Raw genomic sequence first — 16,101 nt, 5'->3', positions numbered from 1 at the left:
GTAGCGCGCGCAAAGGCCGGATGGGCGGCCCGGCGGGGCGCAGGGCTATTTTCACACTCCGGGCGATGCGCCGGCGAGCGCCAGGGTATCAGGCTGCGGCCGGCAGCGCGGCTGCGCCGTCCCCCGCCACGCCGGCCAGGCAAGCGGTGCTACGGAACAAGTGACGGTAGAGGAAGCCCTGGACGTGGTCGAAGCCGATCGCGGCGGCGAACGCGCGCTGCCATTCGTGCTCGATGCCTTCCAGCACCGTCTGCTTGCCGCACTCGCGGGCGAAGGCGACCAGATGGCGCAGTGCGGCGACGCGCACCGGATCGTCGAGGTGGCCGATCCACGAGCGGTCGAACTTCATGAAATCGACCGCGAGCAGGATCGGCAGCGACAGCATCGTGCGCGGCGCGCCGATGTCGTCGAGGGCGAGCTCGACCGGGGTGCCGGCGAAGGCCGCGACCATCGCATCGCTGAGGTCGGCATCGTTGATGCTGCTGTTCTCGATGATCTCGACCACCACGCCGGGGCGGGCGGCGAGCAGCGCCACCAGCGGGTGGTGCTCGTCGGCGGCGGCCACCTGGAAGGCGTCGGGGTCGAGATTGACGAACACGCGCCCCGCCTCCCGCGGCGCGTGGGCGAGCTGCAGGCGCTTCATTTCGTACTCAACCTGGAACAGGCTCAGCGGGCTGCTGTGCAGCGAATCGAACACCTGTTGCGGGGCGAGCGCGCGCCCGCGCGCGTCATAAAAGCGCGCCAGCGCCTCGTAGCCGATGATCGCCCCGTCGGCGAGCGCAAGGACAGGCTGGTACTCGACACCGAAACGGCGCTGCTCGATCAGTTCGAGCAGCGCCTGGGCAGGCAGTCGCGGATGCATGGGCACCTCCAGCAATGAGAATGCTTCGCATTTTATACCGACCGACTACGATCCGCGCCGAATTCGGCGCCTGCCCATGGCGACGGTTCTACTGCCAGCCGCCGCCGAGCGCCTTGTACAGTGCGACGCGGTTGGTGGCGTCCGCCAGGCGGGTGGCGATCAGCTCCAGCTCGGCGGCGTACAGGCTGCGCTGGGCATCGAGCAGGCTCAGGTAACTGTCCACCCCGCCCCGGTAACGCGCCTCGGACAGCTCGAAGCTGCGCCCCGCCGCCGCCGCCAGCCGGCGCCGGGCGCCGAGCTGCTCGGCCAGGGTGGCACGCTCGGCGAGGGCGTCGGCGACCTCGCGGAAGGCGGACTGGATCGCCTTTTCGTATTCGGCGACCTGGATGTCGCGCTGGATTTCGGCCACGTCCAGGCTGGCCTGCAGGCGGCCGGCCTCGAAGATCGGCAGGCGGATCTGGGGCACGAAGCTCCACGCCCGCGAGCCGCTCTCGAACAGGCCGTCGAGCGCGGTGCTGGCGCTGCCGGCGCTGGCGGTGAGGCTGATGCGCGGGAAGAAGGCCGCGCGCGCCGCACCGATGCTGGCATTGGCCGCCCGCAGCGCACGTTCGGCCTGCAGGATGTCGGGACGGCGGGCCAGCACTTCGGACGGCAGCCCGGCGGGCAGTTCGGCGACCGCGGCGACATCCCCGCCGAGCGCCTGCGGCAGCAGTGCGGCCGGCACCGCGGCGCCGACCACGAGGGCGAGCGCGTTCTCGTCCTGCGCGACCTGCGCCGTGTAGCGCGCGGCGTCGGCGCGTGCACCCTCGAGCAGGGTCTCGGCCTGCTGCAGGTCGAGCGCGGACACCGCACCGAGCTCGAAGCTGCGCCGGGTCAGCTCGTAGGACTTCTGCCGGGTCTCGAAGGTGTTGCGCGCCAGCGCCAGGCGCTCGCGGTCGGCACCCAGGCGCAGCCAGGCGCCGGCGACCTCGGCGACGAGGCTGATGTGCGCGCTGCGGCGCGCCTCCTCGGTGCCGAGGTAGGTCTGCAGGGCCTGCTCCTCGAGGCTGCGCACGCGGCCGAAGAAGTCGAGCTCGTAGGCGGCGAAGCCGAGGTTGGCGCTGTACTGGCGGCTCACGGTCGATTCGCCGCCGGCGTTGAACGCGCCCGGCGCGCGCTGCGCGTTCTGGCCGCCGCTCAGCGCGATCGAGGGGAACAGCTCGGCGCGCTGGATGCCGTACTGGGCGCGGGCGCGTTCGATGGCGAGCGCGGCGACGCGCAGGTCGCGGTTGTTCTCCAGCGCGAGCGCGATCAGCTCGCGCAGGCGTGGATCGGCGAAGTAGTCGCGCCAGGCGATGGCATCGGCCGCAGGCGCGGCAGAAGCGGCTGCCGGCGCCTGCGGGAAGCTCGCCGCCACCGGCGCCGCCGGGCGCTCGTAGGCGGGAATCAGCGCGCAGGCGCCGAGCGTGGCAGCGGCGAGCGCCAGCGCCACGCCGCGCAACGCCCGGCGCGCGCGTCCCCGCCCTGCGGACACCACCTCCGCCTGCAGCGCGGACTGTGCAGCAAAGTCATTCATTTCAACGTCCCTCCTGGGCGGCCGGCACGACGGCCTCTTTCCTGGGTTTGTCCGGGAAAACGCGCTTGATCACGACGTAGAACAGCGGCACGAAGAAGATCCCGAGCGCGGTCGCGGCGATGGTGCCGCCGAGCACGCCGGTGCCGATCGCGTTCTGGCTGCCGGCGCCGGCGCCGGTGGCGATGGCGAGCGGCAGCACGCCGAAGCCGAAGGCGAGCGAAGTCATCAGGATCGGGCGCAGGCGCATGCGCACCGCGGCCAGGGTGGCGGCGACCAGGTCCTTGCCTTCTTCCATCTGCGCCTTGGCGAACTCCACGATCAGGATCGCGTTCTTCGACGACAGGCCGATGGTGGCGAGCAGGCCGACCTGGAAGTAGATGTCGTTCGACAGCCCGCGCCCGGTGGCGGCGAGCAGCGCGCCGAGCACGCCGAGCGGCACCACCAGCATCACCGCGAACGGCACCGACCAGCTCTCGTACAGCGCCGCCAGGCACAGGAACACCACCAGCAACGACAGCGCGTACAGCGCCGGCGCCTGCGAGCCGGAGCGGCGCTCCTCGTAGGACGTGCCCGACCAGTCGTAGCCGATGCCGGCGGGCAGCTTCGCCATGATCTCCTCCACCGCCGCCATCGCCTCGCCCGAGGACAGTCCGGGCGCGGCCTGGCCGAGGATCTCCATCGACGGCTGGCCGTTGAAGCGCTCCAGGCGCGGCGAGCCGTAGGTCCAGTGCGAAGTGGCGAAGGCCGAGAACGGCACCATTTCGCCGGCCTTGTTGCGCACGTACCACTTGCCGAGGTCCTCCGGCGTCATCCGCGCCGGTGCGTCGCCCTGCAGATAGACCTTCTTGATCCGGCCGCGGTCGAGGAAGTCGTTGATGTAGCTGCCGCCCCAGGCGGTCGACAAGGTGTCGTTGATGTCGGCGATCGACAGCCCGAGCGCGCCGGCCTTGGCGTGGTCGATGTCGAGCTTGAGCTCGGGCATGTCCTCCTGGCCGTTGGGGCGCACCCCGACCAGGCGCGGGTCCTGCGCTGCCATGCCGAGGAACTGGTTGCGCGCGCCGAGCAGGGCGTCGTGGCCGAGGCCGGAGCGGTCCTGCATCTGCACGGTAAAGCCGCCCGAGGTGCCGAGCTCGATCACCGCCGGCGGCACGAAGGCGAACACCATCGCCTCGCGGATCTGCGCGAACGCGCCCATCGCCCGCCCGGCGACCGACTTCACGTCGAGCCCCGGCGCCTGGCGCTCGTCCCAGTGCTTGAGGTTCACGAAGCCGATGCCCATGTGCTGGCCGCTGCCGCCGAAGGAAAAGCCGGCGACGGTGAACAGCGCGCGCACGGTGTCCTTCTCGTTGTCGAGGAAGTGGTGTTCGACCTTCTTCAGCACGTCCAGCGTGCGCTCCTGGGTCGCCCCGGCGGGCAGCACCACCTGGGTGAACATCACCCCCTGGTCTTCCTCGGGCAGGAAGGAGGTCGGCATGCGGGCGAACAGCAGGCCGAGCACAGCGACGATGGCAACGTAGATCGCGAGGAAGCGCACGCTGCGCTTGACGATGCCGCCGACGGCGGATTCGTAGCGCCGCGTGCTGCGCTCGAACTTGACGTTGAACCAGTGGAAGAAGCGGCCGAAGAGGCCGCCTTCACCATGCTCGTGGCCCTTTTCCACCGCCTTCAGCATGGTCGCGCACAGCGCCGGCGTGAACACGATCGCCACCAGCACCGACAGCGCCATCGCCGAGACGATGGTGATCGAGAACTGGCGGTAGATGACGCCGGTCGAGCCGCCGAAGAAGGCCATCGGCACGAACACCGCGGAGAGCACCAGGCCGATGCCGATCAGCGCGCTGGTGATCTGGTCCATCGAGCGCTTGGTCGCTTCCCGGGGCGGCAGCCCCTCCTCGCTCATCACCCGCTCGACGTTCTCGACCACGACGATGGCGTCGTCCACCAGCAGGCCGATCGCCAGCACCATGCCGAACATGGTCAGGGTGTTGATCGAGAAACCGAACGCCGCCATCAGGCCGAACGTGCCGAGCAGCACCACCGGGATCGCCATGGTCGGAATCAGCGTGGCGCGGAAGTTCTGCAGGAACAGGTACATCACCAGGAACACCAGCGCCACCGCCTCGATCAGCGTCATCACCACCGATTCGATCGAGATCTTGACGAAGGGCGTGGTGTCGTAGGGCACGACGTACTTCACCCCGGCAGGGAAGTAGCGCTGCATCTCGTCGAGGCGGGTGCGCACCGCGGTCGCGGTATCGAGCGCGTTGGCCCCCGACGCGAGGCGGATGCCGACGCCGGCGGCGGGCTGGCCGTTGAAGCGTGCCACGGTGCCGTAGTTCTCGGCGCCGATCTCGACGCGGGCGACGTCCTTCAGGCGCACTTCGCCGCCCTGCGTGCTGCTGCGCAGCAGGATGTCCTCGAACTCGGCCGCGGTCTGCAGCCGGCTCTGCGCGGTGATCGTGGCAGTGAAGCCCTGTCCCGGAAGCGCCGGCGTGCCGCCGAGCTGGCCCGCCGACACCTGGGTGTTCTGCGCCAGCAGCGCGCTGCGCACATCCCCCGGAGTGAGGCGGTAGTTAGTCAGCTTCGCCGGATCGACCCACACCCGCATCGCGTACTGGGCGCCGAACACGGTCACTTCGCCGACGCCGTCGACGCGCGACAGCGGATCCTGCACCGCGGACACGAGGAAGTCCGACAGGTCGGTGCCCGACAGGGTGTTGTCCTCCGACACGAAGCCGACCACCATGAGGAAGTTCATCGCCGACTTGGCGACCGTCACCCCCTGCTGTTGCACCGCCTGCGGCAGCAGCGGCAGCGCGGTCTGGATCTTGTTCTGCACCTGGACCTGGGCGATGTCCGGGTCGGTGTCGGCGGAGAAGGTCAGCGTGGTCGAGGCGTTGCCATAGGCGTCGCTGGTCGACTTCATGTACAGCAGGCCGTCGAGGCCAGTCAGCTTCTGCTCGATGATCTGCGTCACCGAGTCTTCCACCGCCTTCGCCGAAGCGCCCGGGTACTTGGCGTTGATGACGATCGCCGGGGGCGCGATCGACGGGTACTGGGACACCGGCAGCTGCTGGATCGAGAGCGCTCCCGCCAGCATGATGACGATCGCGATGACCCAGGCGAAGATGGGTCGGTCGATGAAGAAACGGGCCATGGCGCCGACCTCACTGCGCCGGGGCGGCCGGCGCCGCCCCCGCTTCCTGGGCCTGCACCGGCGCACCGGGGCGGATCTTCTGCAGGCCTTCGACGACGACGCGCTCGCCGCCGGCGAGGCCGCCGGTGATCACCCAGCGTTCGCCGAACGACTGCGCGACCGTCACCGGTCGCGCCTCGACCTTGCCTTCGCCATCGACCACCATCACTAGCGCGGTGCCGCGCGCATCGCGCGACAGCGCCGCGTGCGGCACCAGGATCGCGTCGCTGCGCACGCCCTGCGGCAGGCGTGCGCGCACGTACATGCCGGGCAGCAGCTCGCCCTTCGGATTGGGAAAGCGCGCCCGCAAGGTGACGCTGCCGGTACCCTCGTCGACGGTGACTTCGGCCACCGCGAGGCGGCCTTCGGCGGCGTACTCGCTGCCGTCTTCGAGCATGAGCTTCACCGGCACCTCTCCCTTCGCCCCCGCCTGCAGGCGGCCGGCGGCGATTTCGCGGCGCAGGCGCAGCAGCTCGACGCTCGACTGGGTGAGGTCGACGTAGATCGGGTCGAGTTGCTGCACGGTGGCGAGCACGGCGTCCTGGTTGGCGGTGACGAGCGCGCCCGGCGTCACCGCCGAGCGGCCGATGCGCCCCGTGATCGGCGACTTCACCCGGGTGTAGTCGAGATCGATCTTCGCCTTCTCCAGCGCCGCCTTCGCCGCCGCGACTTCGGCGCGCGCCTGGCCGAGCGCGGCAGCGGCATCGTCGTTGGCCTGGCGGCTGACGGCTTCGATCCTGACCAGCTCGGCGTAGCGTTCGCTCTTCAGGCGCGCGGCATGGAGGTTGGCCTCGGCGCGGGCGAGGTCGGCCTCGGCGCTGTCATGCGCGGCCTGGTAGGGGGCGGGATCGATCTGGTACAGGACCTGCCCGGCCTTGACCTCGCTGCCCTCGGTGAATGGGCGCTCCTTGACGATGCCGGTGACCTGGGGACGCAGTTCGGCGATCAGGTAAGGCGCGGTACGGCCGGGAAGCTCCGCCACCATCGGAACGGCCTCGGCCTGCACCGTGACGACGGTGACCACCGGCGCCGGCGGCGGCGCCGAGCGGGCGGCGGCCCCGGGTTCGCCGCCGCTGCAGGCGGCGAGCAGGGTCGCGCTCAGCGCGGCGACGGCAAGGGAATCGAGCAGCGGGTTGCGAGGGGTTTGCATGAAGGGCGTCTCCGGACGAGGATCGGGCGACATTGCCGGCTCATGGCCGCCACCGCCACCGCGATCGATCGAATGCCTGTTCTAGATTGAATGCTCATTCTATGTTAGGCTTTGCTGCGACGCAAGATACAAGTGCGCCCGACGCGCCCCCAGGAGAACGCCGCGATGTCCGTCCCGCCCCCTTCCGCCACCGAGCAGCCACGCGCCGAAGCGCGCCGCCAGCAGATCCTGTGCGCCGCCGCCCAGTGCTTTCGCGAGCACGGCTTCCACGGCGCCAGCATCGCGCAGATTTCCAAGACCGCGGGCATGAGCGCGGGCCACATCTATCACTACTTCGAGAACAAGGAAGCGATCATCGCCGCGATCGTGGCGCAGGATCTGGAAGATCTGCTGACCCTGACGGCAGAACTTCGTTCGGCCAGCAACGTGCGCGCGGCGATGATCGAACGCGTGGCCGAGGGTGTGCTCGATCAGCTCGATCCGCTGCGCGCCGGGCTGAAGCTGGAAATCGTCGCCGAAGCGGCACGCAACCCGCGGGTGGCCGAAATCGTGCGCGATGCCGACATCGCCTGCCGGCGCGGGCTCGCCGACACCATCCGCGACATCCGTCGCGCCGCCGGCCACGCCGACGACGAGGCCGCGATCGCGAGCATGGTCGAGGTCCTGGCGACGCTGTTCGAAGGCCTGCTGCTGCGCAGCATCCGCAATCCCGGGATTGACCACGCGCAGGTGATCCGCCGCATCCAGGCCGCGGTCAACGACCTGCTCGATCAGGGGTCGTGATCCCCGTATCGACCAACATCCACGCCGCCCGCAGCACCGGCCAACCACTCGCACACGGACCAAGCAGCGCCTGCCCCTCTCCCGCCCGGGGCAGGCTCAATGCGCCTCGTCCCAGTTCTCCCCCGCACCGACCTCCACCAGCAGCGGCACCTCCAGCGCCGCAACCGCCCCCATCAACCGCGGCAGCTCGGCACGGACCGCTTCCAGCTCGGCCTTCGGCACTTCCAGCACCAGCTCGTCGTGGACCTGGAGGATCAGCTTCGACTTCAGTCCCGACGCGGCCAGCCAGTCGCTGACCGCGATCATCGCCTTCTTGATCAGGTCGGCCGCGGTGCCTTGCATCGGCGCGTTGATCGCCGCGCGCTCGGCGGCCTGGCGGCGGCCGGCCTGCTGGGCGCGGATCTCGGGCAGGTAGAGGCGGCGGCCGAACACGGTCTCGACGTAGCCCGCCGCCTTGGCCTCGGCCTTGATCCGCTCCATGTAGTCGGCCACCCCGGGGTAGCGCGCGAAGTAGCGGTCGATCCAGCCCTGCGCGGCGGCGCGCTCGATGCCGAGGTTCTTCGCCAGGCCGTGCGCGCTCATGCCGTAGATGAGGCCGAAGTTGATCACCTTGGCGTAGCGGCGCTGCTCGCTCGTGACTTCGGCCGGAGTGCAGCCGAAGACCTCGGCGGCGGTGGCGCGGTGCACGTCCTCGCCGTGGGCGAAGGCTTCGAGCAGGCGGGCGTCGCCCGACAGGTGGGCCATGATCCGCAGCTCGATCTGCGAATAGTCGGCGGAGACGATGAGGTGCTCGCGCGGGGCGATGAAGGCGGCGCGAATGCGGCGGCCCTCGGGCGTGCGGATCGGGATGTTCTGCAGGTTCGGCTCGGAACTCGACAACCGCCCGGTGACGGCGGTGGCCTGGGAGAAGCTGGTGTGCACGCGGCCGGTGTGCGGGTTGACCATGCGCGGCAGCTTGTCGGCGTAGGTGCTCTTGAGTTTCGACAAGCTGCGGTGTTCGAGCAGCAGCTTCGGCAGCGGGTAGTCTTCGGCGAGCTGGGTGAGCACGTCCTCGTCGGTGGACGGCTGGCCGGTGGCGGTCTTCTTCACCACCGGCAGGCCGAGCTTGGCGAACAGGATCTCGCCGAGCTGCTTGGGCGAGCCGAGGTTGAAGGGCTGGCCGGCGAGGGCGTGGGCCTCGCGTTCGAGCCCATGCAGGCGGCGGCCGAGCTCCTCGCCGTGCTGGGCGAGCAGGAAGGGGTCGATCAGCACCCCGGTGCGCTCCATTTCGAGCAGCACTTCGAGTACCGGCAGCTCGAGGTCGCGATACAGCGCGGCCAGCCGCGGCGCGGCCTCGAGCTGCGGCCACAGCGTGCGGTGCAGGCGCAGGGTGAGGTCGGCGTCTTCGGCGGCGTACTCAGTGGCGCGCCCGATCGCGACCTCGTCGAAGCCGATCTGTTTGGCGCCCTTGCCGCAGACCTCGGTGTAGGGGATGGTCGTCAGGCCGAGGTGGCGGCGGGCGAGCGAATCCAGGTCGTGGGTCTTGTCGCTTTCGAGCACGTAGGATTCGAGCAGGGTGTCGTGGGCGATGCCGCGCAGCGTGATGCCGTGGTTGGCAAGCACGTGGGCGTCGTACTTCAGGTTCTGGCCGAGCTTGGGGTGCGCATCGGACTCCAGCCAGGGCCTGAGCTTGTCCAGCACGTCGGCGAGCGCCAGCTGCGCGGGTAGATCCTGGCCACGATGCGCCAGCGGCAGGTAGGCAGCCTCGCCCGGGGCGATCGCGAACGACATCCCGACCAGCTTTGCCGCCATCGGGTCGAGGCTGGTGGTCTCGGTGTCGAAGGCGGTAAGCCCGGCGGCGCAGATCTTCGCCAGCCAGGCGTCGAACGTGGGCCAGTCGAGGATCGCGACGTAGCCGCTGCGGTGGGCGCCGGGGGCGCACGGCGGGTCGTCCGCCGCGTCAGCGGGTTCAGCGGCGAAGCGGCGCGCCTCGGTCGCCGCCTTGGCGTCGGCGACGCTCGCCGCACCCGCCGCTGCGCCATCGAGGTCCTTCAGCCAGCCACGGAACTCGAAGCGCTCGTACAGCGCGCGCAGCGCCGCCTTGTCGTCGTCGCGCGCGGGCAGCTCATCGAGCGTCACCGGCAGGGCGAGGTCGGTCGCCACCGTCACCAGGCGCCGCCCCAGGGGCAGGAAATCCAGGTGCCGGCGCAGGTTCTCGCCGACCTTGCCGCCGACCTTGCCGGCGTTGGCCACCAGGGCGTCGAGGCTGCCGTACTCGGTGAGCCACTTCACCGCCGTCTTCGGTCCGCACTTCTCCACTCCGGGCACGTTGTCGACGGTGTCGCCGACCAGCGCCAGATAGTCGACGATGCGCTCGGGCGGGACGCCGAACTTGGCGGTGACACCGGCCGCGTCGAGCACTTCCTCGCTCATCGTGTTGACCCAGCGCACGCCCGGGCGCACGAGTTGGGTGAGGTCCTTGTCGCCGGTCGAGATCACCACTTCCCAGCCGCGCTCGAGCGCCTGGCGGGTCAGGGTGCCGATGACGTCGTCGGCCTCGACCCCATCGACCGCCAGCAGCGGCCAGCCTTCGGCCCGCACCGCCGCGTGCAACGGCTCGATCTGGGCGCGCAGGTCGTCGGGCATCGGCGGACGGTGCGCCTTGTAGTCGGGATACCAGTCGTCACGGAAGGTCTTCCCCTTGGCATCGAACACGCAGGCGCGGAATTCGGCCTTGTAGTCGCTTTCGAGGCGACGTAGCATCGACAGCACGCCCCGGATCGCCCCCGTCGGCTCGCCCCGCGAATTGCGCAGGTCGGGCAGGGCGTGGAAGGCGCGATACAGGTAGCTGGAGCCGTCGACGAGAAGCAAAGTGGGCATGCTGGAAAAATCCTTGCGGGAAAACCGGGCGATCGAAGCCGGGGCAACAGGGTAAGGCGCCACGGAGCAGCGAGCGTACCGCCCCGGTCCGCGCCCCCGACCTTGTCCGCGCACCGACAGCGAATCCGGCGGGCACGTGCAAAGAGCCTGTCCCCACCCTACGAGAACAACATGACCGCGAAAGAAAAACTCCCCCGCAGCGTGCCGGATGGCACGGCGCCGCGCTACAACGCGCGTGAATCCTGGCGAATCTTCGGAATTATGGCAGAGTTCGTCGAGGCCACCGAACGCCTGTCGGCGATCCGCCCGGCGGTGTCGATCTTCGGCAGCGCGCGCACGCCGCCGGACCACATGTACTACATGCTCACCGAGAAGATCGCCCGCCTGCTGTCGGACTCGGGCTTCTCGGTGATCTCGGGCGGCGGCCCGGGCATCATGGAAGCGGCGAACAAGGGCGCCTTCTTCGGCAAGAGCCCGTCGGTAGGGCTCAACATCCAGCTCCCGCTCGAGCAGGGCGCAAACCCCTACCAGGACATCTCGCAGACCTTCCAGCACTTCTTCGCGCGCAAGTTCATGTTCGTCAAGTTCGCCGCGGCCTACGTGGTGATGCCGGGCGGTTTCGGCACGCTCGACGAGCTGCTCGAAGCGATGACGCTGATCCAGACCAAAAAGAGCCGGCGCATCCCGATCATCCTGGTCCACGGCCCGTTCTGGAAAGGCCTGCTCGACTGGCTGCGCGACCGCCTCGTCGCCGAAGGCATGATCAACCGCGAGGACCTCGACCTGGTGCAGGTCATCGACAAGCCCGAAGAGGTGGTCGAGGCGATCTTCAAGCATTACGAGCGCCGCGGCTTCCAGCCCCTGCCGGCGGAACACGAGATGATGCTGAACCTTTGAGCGGCACGGCACCGGCGCGCTGCCGGCGAATCGGGCGATACGCTGCCCCGGGCGCCGAAAGCGCCTGCGAAACGGCTAGAATCCAGCCATATTCAGGAGAACATCATGCGCCGCACCCTGACCGCCCTGCTGCTCGCCGCTGCACTGCCCGCGTTCGCCCAGCAGCCCCCGGCCCTCGAGCCGATTCCCGAACCGCCGCCGATGCCGGCCGACAGCGAAGCCGTCGACGAGCCCGAAGTCACCATCGTCAAGCGCGGCGAGGACACCGTCACCGAATACCGCATCCGCAGCAAGCTCTACATGGTCAAGGTCACGCCGCCGCACGGCGTGCCCTACTACCTGATCGACAAGGAAGGCAACGGCCAGATGGTGCGCGACGACAGCGCGCCGACGCTGGCGGTGCCGATGTGGGTGGTCAAGTCCTGGTGAGCACGTCCCCCCGCACCGCCGCCGCGCCCCGCGGGGATGCGGGGCGGGTGCGCAGCTTCCCGCCGGTGTTCGGCGCCGACGCCCGGGTCCTGGTCCTCGGCAGCATGCCGGGTGCGGCCTCGCTGGCGGCGGCGCAGTACTACGCCCACCCGCGCAATGCCTTCTGGCCGATCATGGGCGCCCTGTTCGGCGCCGGGCCGCAGCTGCCTTACGCCGACCGTCTCGACCGGCTGGTCGCCGCGGGCGTCGCCCTGTGGGATGTGATCGGCAGTTGCGCGCGTGCCGGCAGCCTCGACAGCGCAATCGAGCCCGACAGCGTCGTGCCCAACGATTTCGCCGCCCTGTTCGCAGCCTGCCCGCAGCTCAGCACGGTCTTTTTCAACGGCGCCGCCGCCGAAACCGCTTTTCGCCGCCACGTCCAGCGCGCCGCCGGCAGCCCGCCCCTGCGCCTTGTCCGCCTGCCGTCGACCAGCCCGGCCCACGCCGCGCGCCGCTTCGAAGCCAAGCTCGAAGCCTGGCAGGCGCTGCGCGCCGCCGCCGGCGACGGCCCGGCACCGACCCGCCGCGGCCCTTCGCCCGACACGTTGCCCGCAGCCGCGCGCGCCCTCGCCGCCTGAGCCGACCGCCGCCCACCCCCGGAGCCCGCATGTCCGTCTTCACCCCCGTTCCCGAATCCGTGCTCGCCGAATGGCTGAAGGATTACGCCATCGGCCGCCTGATCGTCCTGAAAGGCATTTCCGCCGGGGTCCAGAACAGCAATTTCTTCGTCACCACCACCCTCGGGCGCTACGTGCTGACGCTGTTCGAAGGCATGACCCGCGCCGAACTGCCCTATTACCTGCACCTGATGGCCCACCTGTCGCGCCACGGCCTGCCGGTGCCGGGGCCGATCGCCAACCGCCACAACGAATACCTCGGCACCTTGCAGGAGCGCCCCGCGGCGCTGGTGATGCGCCTGTCGGGCGCCTCCGAGATGGCCCCCGGCCCGGACCACTGCGCGAAAGTCGGCGCCATGCTCGCCGGCCTGCACCTCGCCGGTCAGTCCTACGGCCGCCGCCAGGACAATCCGCGCGGCCCGGCCTGGCGCGTCGAAACCGCACGCGCGGTGCACGACTTCCTGCCCGCCGACGAACGCCGCCTGCTCGATGCCGAACTCGCCTTCCAGGCCACGGTGGATCTCGCCCGCCTGCCTGCCGGCGCGATCCACGCCGACCTCTTCCGCGACAACGTGCTGTGGGAGGCGGGTGACGACGGCGAAGTGCACATCGGCGGCGTCATCGACTTCTACTTCGCCGGCTTCGACGCCCTGCTGTTCGACGTCGCCGTCACCGTCAACGACTGGTGCTCCACCCCCGACGGCCGCCTCGACCCCACCCGCAGCGCCGCCCTGCTCGCCGCCTACCACGCCGAGCGCCCATTCACCGCGGAGGAAATCGACGCCTGGCCGGCAATGCTGCGCGCCGCCGCGCTGCGCTTCTGGCTGTCGCGCGCCGCCGACTTCCACCTGCCGCGCAGCGGCGAGCTGGTGCTGGTGAAGAACCCGGACGAGTACCGCGACATCCTGCGCCTGCGCATCGCCAACGTGCCCTCCCTGCCACGATGAACGCCCCCCGCCCCCTTCCGCCTCCGCCCGCACCGGGCGATGTCGCCCCCAGCCACGCCCTGCAGTGGATCAGCGCCGGCTGGCGCCTGTTCATGCAGGCGCCGGGCACCTGGGCGGTGCAGGCGCTGATCTTCATCATCGTCATCACCGCCCTCGGCTTCCTCCCCATCCTCGGCTGGGCGGCGGCGCCGATCGCGCTGCCGGTGCTGGTGGCCGGCATGCTGGCGGGCGCGCAGGCGCTCGACCGCGGCCAGGCGCTGCGCGTCGACCATCTGTTCGAGGGCCTCCGCCGCCACCCCGGCAACCTGCTGCTGGTGGGCGTCTTCCATCTGCTCGGCCTGCTGCTGGCAGCGACGGTGGCGGCGGCCAGCGGCGGCAGCGCGATGCTTACCGGCGCGGCGATCGGCGCCTTCGCCGGAATGGGCATGGCCGCTGGCGGAATGATGCTCGGGATGCTGGTGTTCACCGTGCTGTGGGCGCTGCTGATGATGGCGCTCTGGTTCGCCCCCGCGCTGGTGATGCTGCACGGCGTGGCCCCGCTCGACGCGATGACGCTGTCGGCGCGCGCCTGCGTCCACAACCTGCTCGCCTTCATCGTGCTGGCCGCGCTGCTGTACGTCCTGCTGTGGGTGGCGATGCTGCCCGCCGGGCTCGGCATGCTGATCCTGATCCCGGTGATCGCCGGCGCGCTGTACGCGGCGTGGAAGGAAACCTTCTCTCCCCTGCTCGAGCCGCCGGCGGCCGCGGCCGTGAGCGCCCCCCACCCCGCCCCGGACACGCCGTCCGAACCTCCTCGACCCTGAAAAGACTCATGCAAGCAAACCAACTCCCGATGCAGCGCGGCTGGGCCTGGCTACGCGACGGCGTGCAGCTGTGGCGCCGCAACCCGGCGCTGATCACGTTCGCCACTTTCGGCTACCTGCTGACCCTGGTGGTGCTGAGCGTGGTGCCGCTGATCGGCCAGCTCGCCGCTTCGCTGATCATGCCGGCGCTGTCGGTGGGCGTGCTCAACGCCTGCCGCGCCATCGACGCCCGCCGCAAGGCCGGCCCCGACGTGCTGTTTTCCGGGTTCAGGATCAACCTGCAGGCGCTGGTGGCGATCGGTGGCCTCTACCTGATCGCCACCATGGTGGTGCTGCTGATCCTCACCGCGATCGACGACGGCACCCTGTTCGAGATCCTGCGCGGCGGCGAAGTCGACGCACAGACGGCGGGCGACTCGACCCTCGGCTTCACCCTGATCGTCGCCGTCGCGCTGTCGACCCCGGTGATGATGGCCTACTGGTTCGCCCCGATGCTCGCGGCATGGTGGAGGGTGTCCGCGCCGAAGGCGCTGTTCTTCAGCTTCCATGCCTGCCTGCGCAACTGGCGCCCCTTCCTCGCCTACGCCATCGGCCTGGCGATCTTCGGCGCGATCCTGCCGGGCATCGTCATCGGCGTGCTCGGCCTGATCTCGCCCGCGCTCGGCACTCTGGCCTCGCTGCCGATCCCGCTGCTGATCGTGCCGGTGATCTTCGCCAGCTTCTATACCTGCGCGCGCGACGTCTTCGGACTGCCCGACGGCAGCACCCTGCCGGCGATCGACGCCGCCGCGGACGACGGCGATGGCGGTTGACACCGAAGCCGCAGCGGCTCCGGCGGGCGGCCCGCTCGGCATCCTCGGCGGCACCTTCGACCCGATCCACCTCGGCCACCTGCGCCTCGCCGAAGAAGCCCGCGAAGCGCTCGCCCTCGCCGGCGTGCGCCTGATTCCCGCCGGCCAGCCGCCGCACCGCGGCACGCCGCACAGCATCGCGGAAGACCGCCTGGCGATGGCGCAACTCGCTGCGGCCGGCAACCCCGCCCTCGAAGTGGATGACGGCGAAGTGCGCTCGGCCCAGAAGAGCTACACCGTGCTCACCCTCCAGCGCCTGCGCGCCGAACTCGGCGCCCAGCGACCGCTGGTGCTGATCCTCGGCGCCGACGCCTTCGCCGGCCTGCCGGGCTGGCATCGCTGGGAAGCGTTGTTCGAGCTCGCCCACATCGCCGTCGCCAACCGCCCCGGCTACGCGCCCCACGGCCGGCGCTGGCCCGCCACCCTGTCGCCGGCGCTCGACGCCGCCTGCCGCGCCCGCCACAGCGCCGACCCGGCCGACCTGCGCACCGCCCCGGCCGGCCGGGTCATCCCGTTCGACATGACCCCGCTCGCCATTTCCGCCTCGCTGATCCGCGATCTGGTGAACAACGGCCACAGCGTGCGCTATTTGCTGCCCGATCCGGTTCTCGACTATATTGCCGCGCACCGCCTGTACCGCTGACGCCCCCCGCCGGGCGGCGCTCCCGGCATGTGCGGGCAAAGGCCCCGCGGCGCCGGCCAGGCCGCGTTGATCGGGCCGCGCCCTACCGAACCCCGCCCACCCTCACCAGGACCTGAATGGACATCCCCGCCCTGCAGAAAATCGTCGTCCAAGCGCTCGAGGACATCAAGGCGCGCGACATCGAAGTCATCGACACCGCCCGCCACACCCCGCTGTTCGACCGCATCGTCATCGCCAGCGCCGACTCCGGGCGCCAGACCCGCGCCCTCGCCCACAACGTCCAGGACAAGGTCAAATCCGCCGGCGGCGAAGTGCTCAGCACCGAAGGCGAAGAAAGCGGCGAGTGGGTGCTGGTCGACCTCGGCAGCATCGTCGTGCACATCATGCAGCCCGCGGTGCGCAGCTATTACAAGCTCGAGGAACTGTGGGGCCACGCGCCGGCTTCGCCCCGCCCCGCCGCCGGCCGGTGA

General features: G+C 70.3%; 14 protein-coding genes. 9 read left to right on the top strand and 5 right to left on the bottom strand.

Annotated elements, in window-relative coordinates:
• Positions 1 to 88 precede the first annotated feature (88 nt).
• From MXC99_RS10325 to MXC99_RS10310, 4 genes are all read right to left on the bottom strand, one after another.
• Positions 89 to 862, bottom strand: coding sequence for an EAL domain-containing protein (locus MXC99_RS10325; RefSeq protein WP_247725367.1), 774 nt, complete (start codon positions 860 to 862; stop codon positions 89 to 91).
• A gap of 88 nt (positions 863 to 950) precedes the next feature.
• The gene (gene adeC, locus MXC99_RS10320; protein WP_247725366.1) at positions 951 to 2,417 is read right to left on the bottom strand and encodes an AdeC/AdeK/OprM family multidrug efflux complex outer membrane factor; all 1,467 of its coding nucleotides are present in this window, start codon (positions 2,415 to 2,417) and stop codon (positions 951 to 953) included.
• A 1-nt stretch (position 2,418) separates the two neighbouring features.
• Positions 2,419 to 5,574, bottom strand: a complete 3,156-nt coding sequence (locus MXC99_RS10315) for an efflux RND transporter permease subunit (RefSeq protein WP_247725365.1) — start codon at positions 5,572 to 5,574, stop codon at positions 2,419 to 2,421.
• A 10-nt stretch (positions 5,575 to 5,584) separates the two neighbouring features.
• Complete coding sequence (locus MXC99_RS10310; RefSeq protein ID WP_247725364.1) at positions 5,585 to 6,763, bottom strand: efflux RND transporter periplasmic adaptor subunit; 1,179 nt, start codon at positions 6,761 to 6,763, stop codon at positions 5,585 to 5,587.
• Between the two features lie 165 nt (positions 6,764 to 6,928).
• Here MXC99_RS10310 and MXC99_RS10305 point away from each other — a divergent pair, with 165 nt between their 5' ends.
• The gene (locus MXC99_RS10305) at positions 6,929 to 7,546 is read left to right on the top strand and encodes a TetR/AcrR family transcriptional regulator (RefSeq protein WP_247725363.1); all 618 of its coding nucleotides are present in this window, start codon (positions 6,929 to 6,931) and stop codon (positions 7,544 to 7,546) included.
• A gap of 96 nt (positions 7,547 to 7,642) precedes the next feature.
• On the opposite strand, the gene polA is transcribed toward MXC99_RS10305, so the two are convergent.
• A complete protein-coding gene (gene polA / locus MXC99_RS10300; protein WP_247725362.1) occupies positions 7,643 to 10,405 on the bottom strand; it encodes a DNA polymerase I in 2,763 nt (920 codons plus the stop codon).
• Between the two features lie 171 nt (positions 10,406 to 10,576).
• Here polA and MXC99_RS10295 point away from each other — a divergent pair, with 171 nt between their 5' ends.
• The 8 genes from MXC99_RS10295 (at position 10,577) to rsfS (ending at position 16,101) form a co-directional block, all read left to right on the top strand.
• Positions 10,577 to 11,302: a TIGR00730 family Rossman fold protein gene (locus tag MXC99_RS10295; protein WP_247725361.1), complete on the top strand. Its 726-nt coding sequence runs from the start codon at positions 10,577 to 10,579 to the stop codon at positions 11,300 to 11,302.
• A gap of 105 nt (positions 11,303 to 11,407) precedes the next feature.
• Positions 11,408 to 11,731, top strand: a complete 324-nt coding sequence (locus MXC99_RS10290; RefSeq protein WP_247725360.1) for a DUF2782 domain-containing protein — start codon at positions 11,408 to 11,410, stop codon at positions 11,729 to 11,731.
• A complete protein-coding gene (locus MXC99_RS10285) occupies positions 11,728 to 12,348 on the top strand; it encodes a DNA-deoxyinosine glycosylase (protein ID WP_432654244.1) in 621 nt (206 codons plus the stop codon). Before MXC99_RS10290 ends, MXC99_RS10285 begins: the two co-directional genes overlap by 4 nt.
• 29 nt (positions 12,349 to 12,377) lie before the next feature.
• Positions 12,378 to 13,334 (top strand): homoserine kinase, encoded by a 957-nt coding sequence (locus MXC99_RS10280; protein ID WP_247725359.1) that lies wholly within the window; start codon positions 12,378 to 12,380, stop codon positions 13,332 to 13,334.
• A complete protein-coding gene (locus MXC99_RS10275; RefSeq protein WP_247725358.1) occupies positions 13,331 to 14,137 on the top strand; it encodes a BPSS1780 family membrane protein in 807 nt (268 codons plus the stop codon). Before MXC99_RS10280 ends, MXC99_RS10275 begins: the two co-directional genes overlap by 4 nt.
• 8 nt (positions 14,138 to 14,145) lie before the next feature.
• Positions 14,146 to 14,949 (top strand): BPSS1780 family membrane protein, encoded by an 804-nt coding sequence (locus MXC99_RS10270; RefSeq protein WP_247725357.1) that lies wholly within the window; start codon positions 14,146 to 14,148, stop codon positions 14,947 to 14,949.
• Positions 14,939 to 15,631, top strand: a complete 693-nt coding sequence (gene nadD, locus MXC99_RS10265; RefSeq protein WP_247725356.1) for a nicotinate-nucleotide adenylyltransferase — start codon at positions 14,939 to 14,941, stop codon at positions 15,629 to 15,631. Before MXC99_RS10270 ends, nadD begins: the two co-directional genes overlap by 11 nt.
• A gap of 116 nt (positions 15,632 to 15,747) precedes the next feature.
• Positions 15,748 to 16,101, top strand: a complete 354-nt coding sequence (gene rsfS, locus MXC99_RS10260; protein ID WP_247725355.1) for a ribosome silencing factor — start codon at positions 15,748 to 15,750, stop codon at positions 16,099 to 16,101.

Origin of the sequence: Thauera aromatica (genome assembly GCF_023093595.1) — a bacterium.
In the GTDB taxonomy this organism is placed as follows: domain Bacteria; phylum Pseudomonadota; class Gammaproteobacteria; order Burkholderiales; family Rhodocyclaceae; genus Thauera; species Thauera aromatica_A.
Note: the sequence above shows the minus strand (reverse complement) of the source record. Positions and strands in the feature narration are given on the sequence as shown.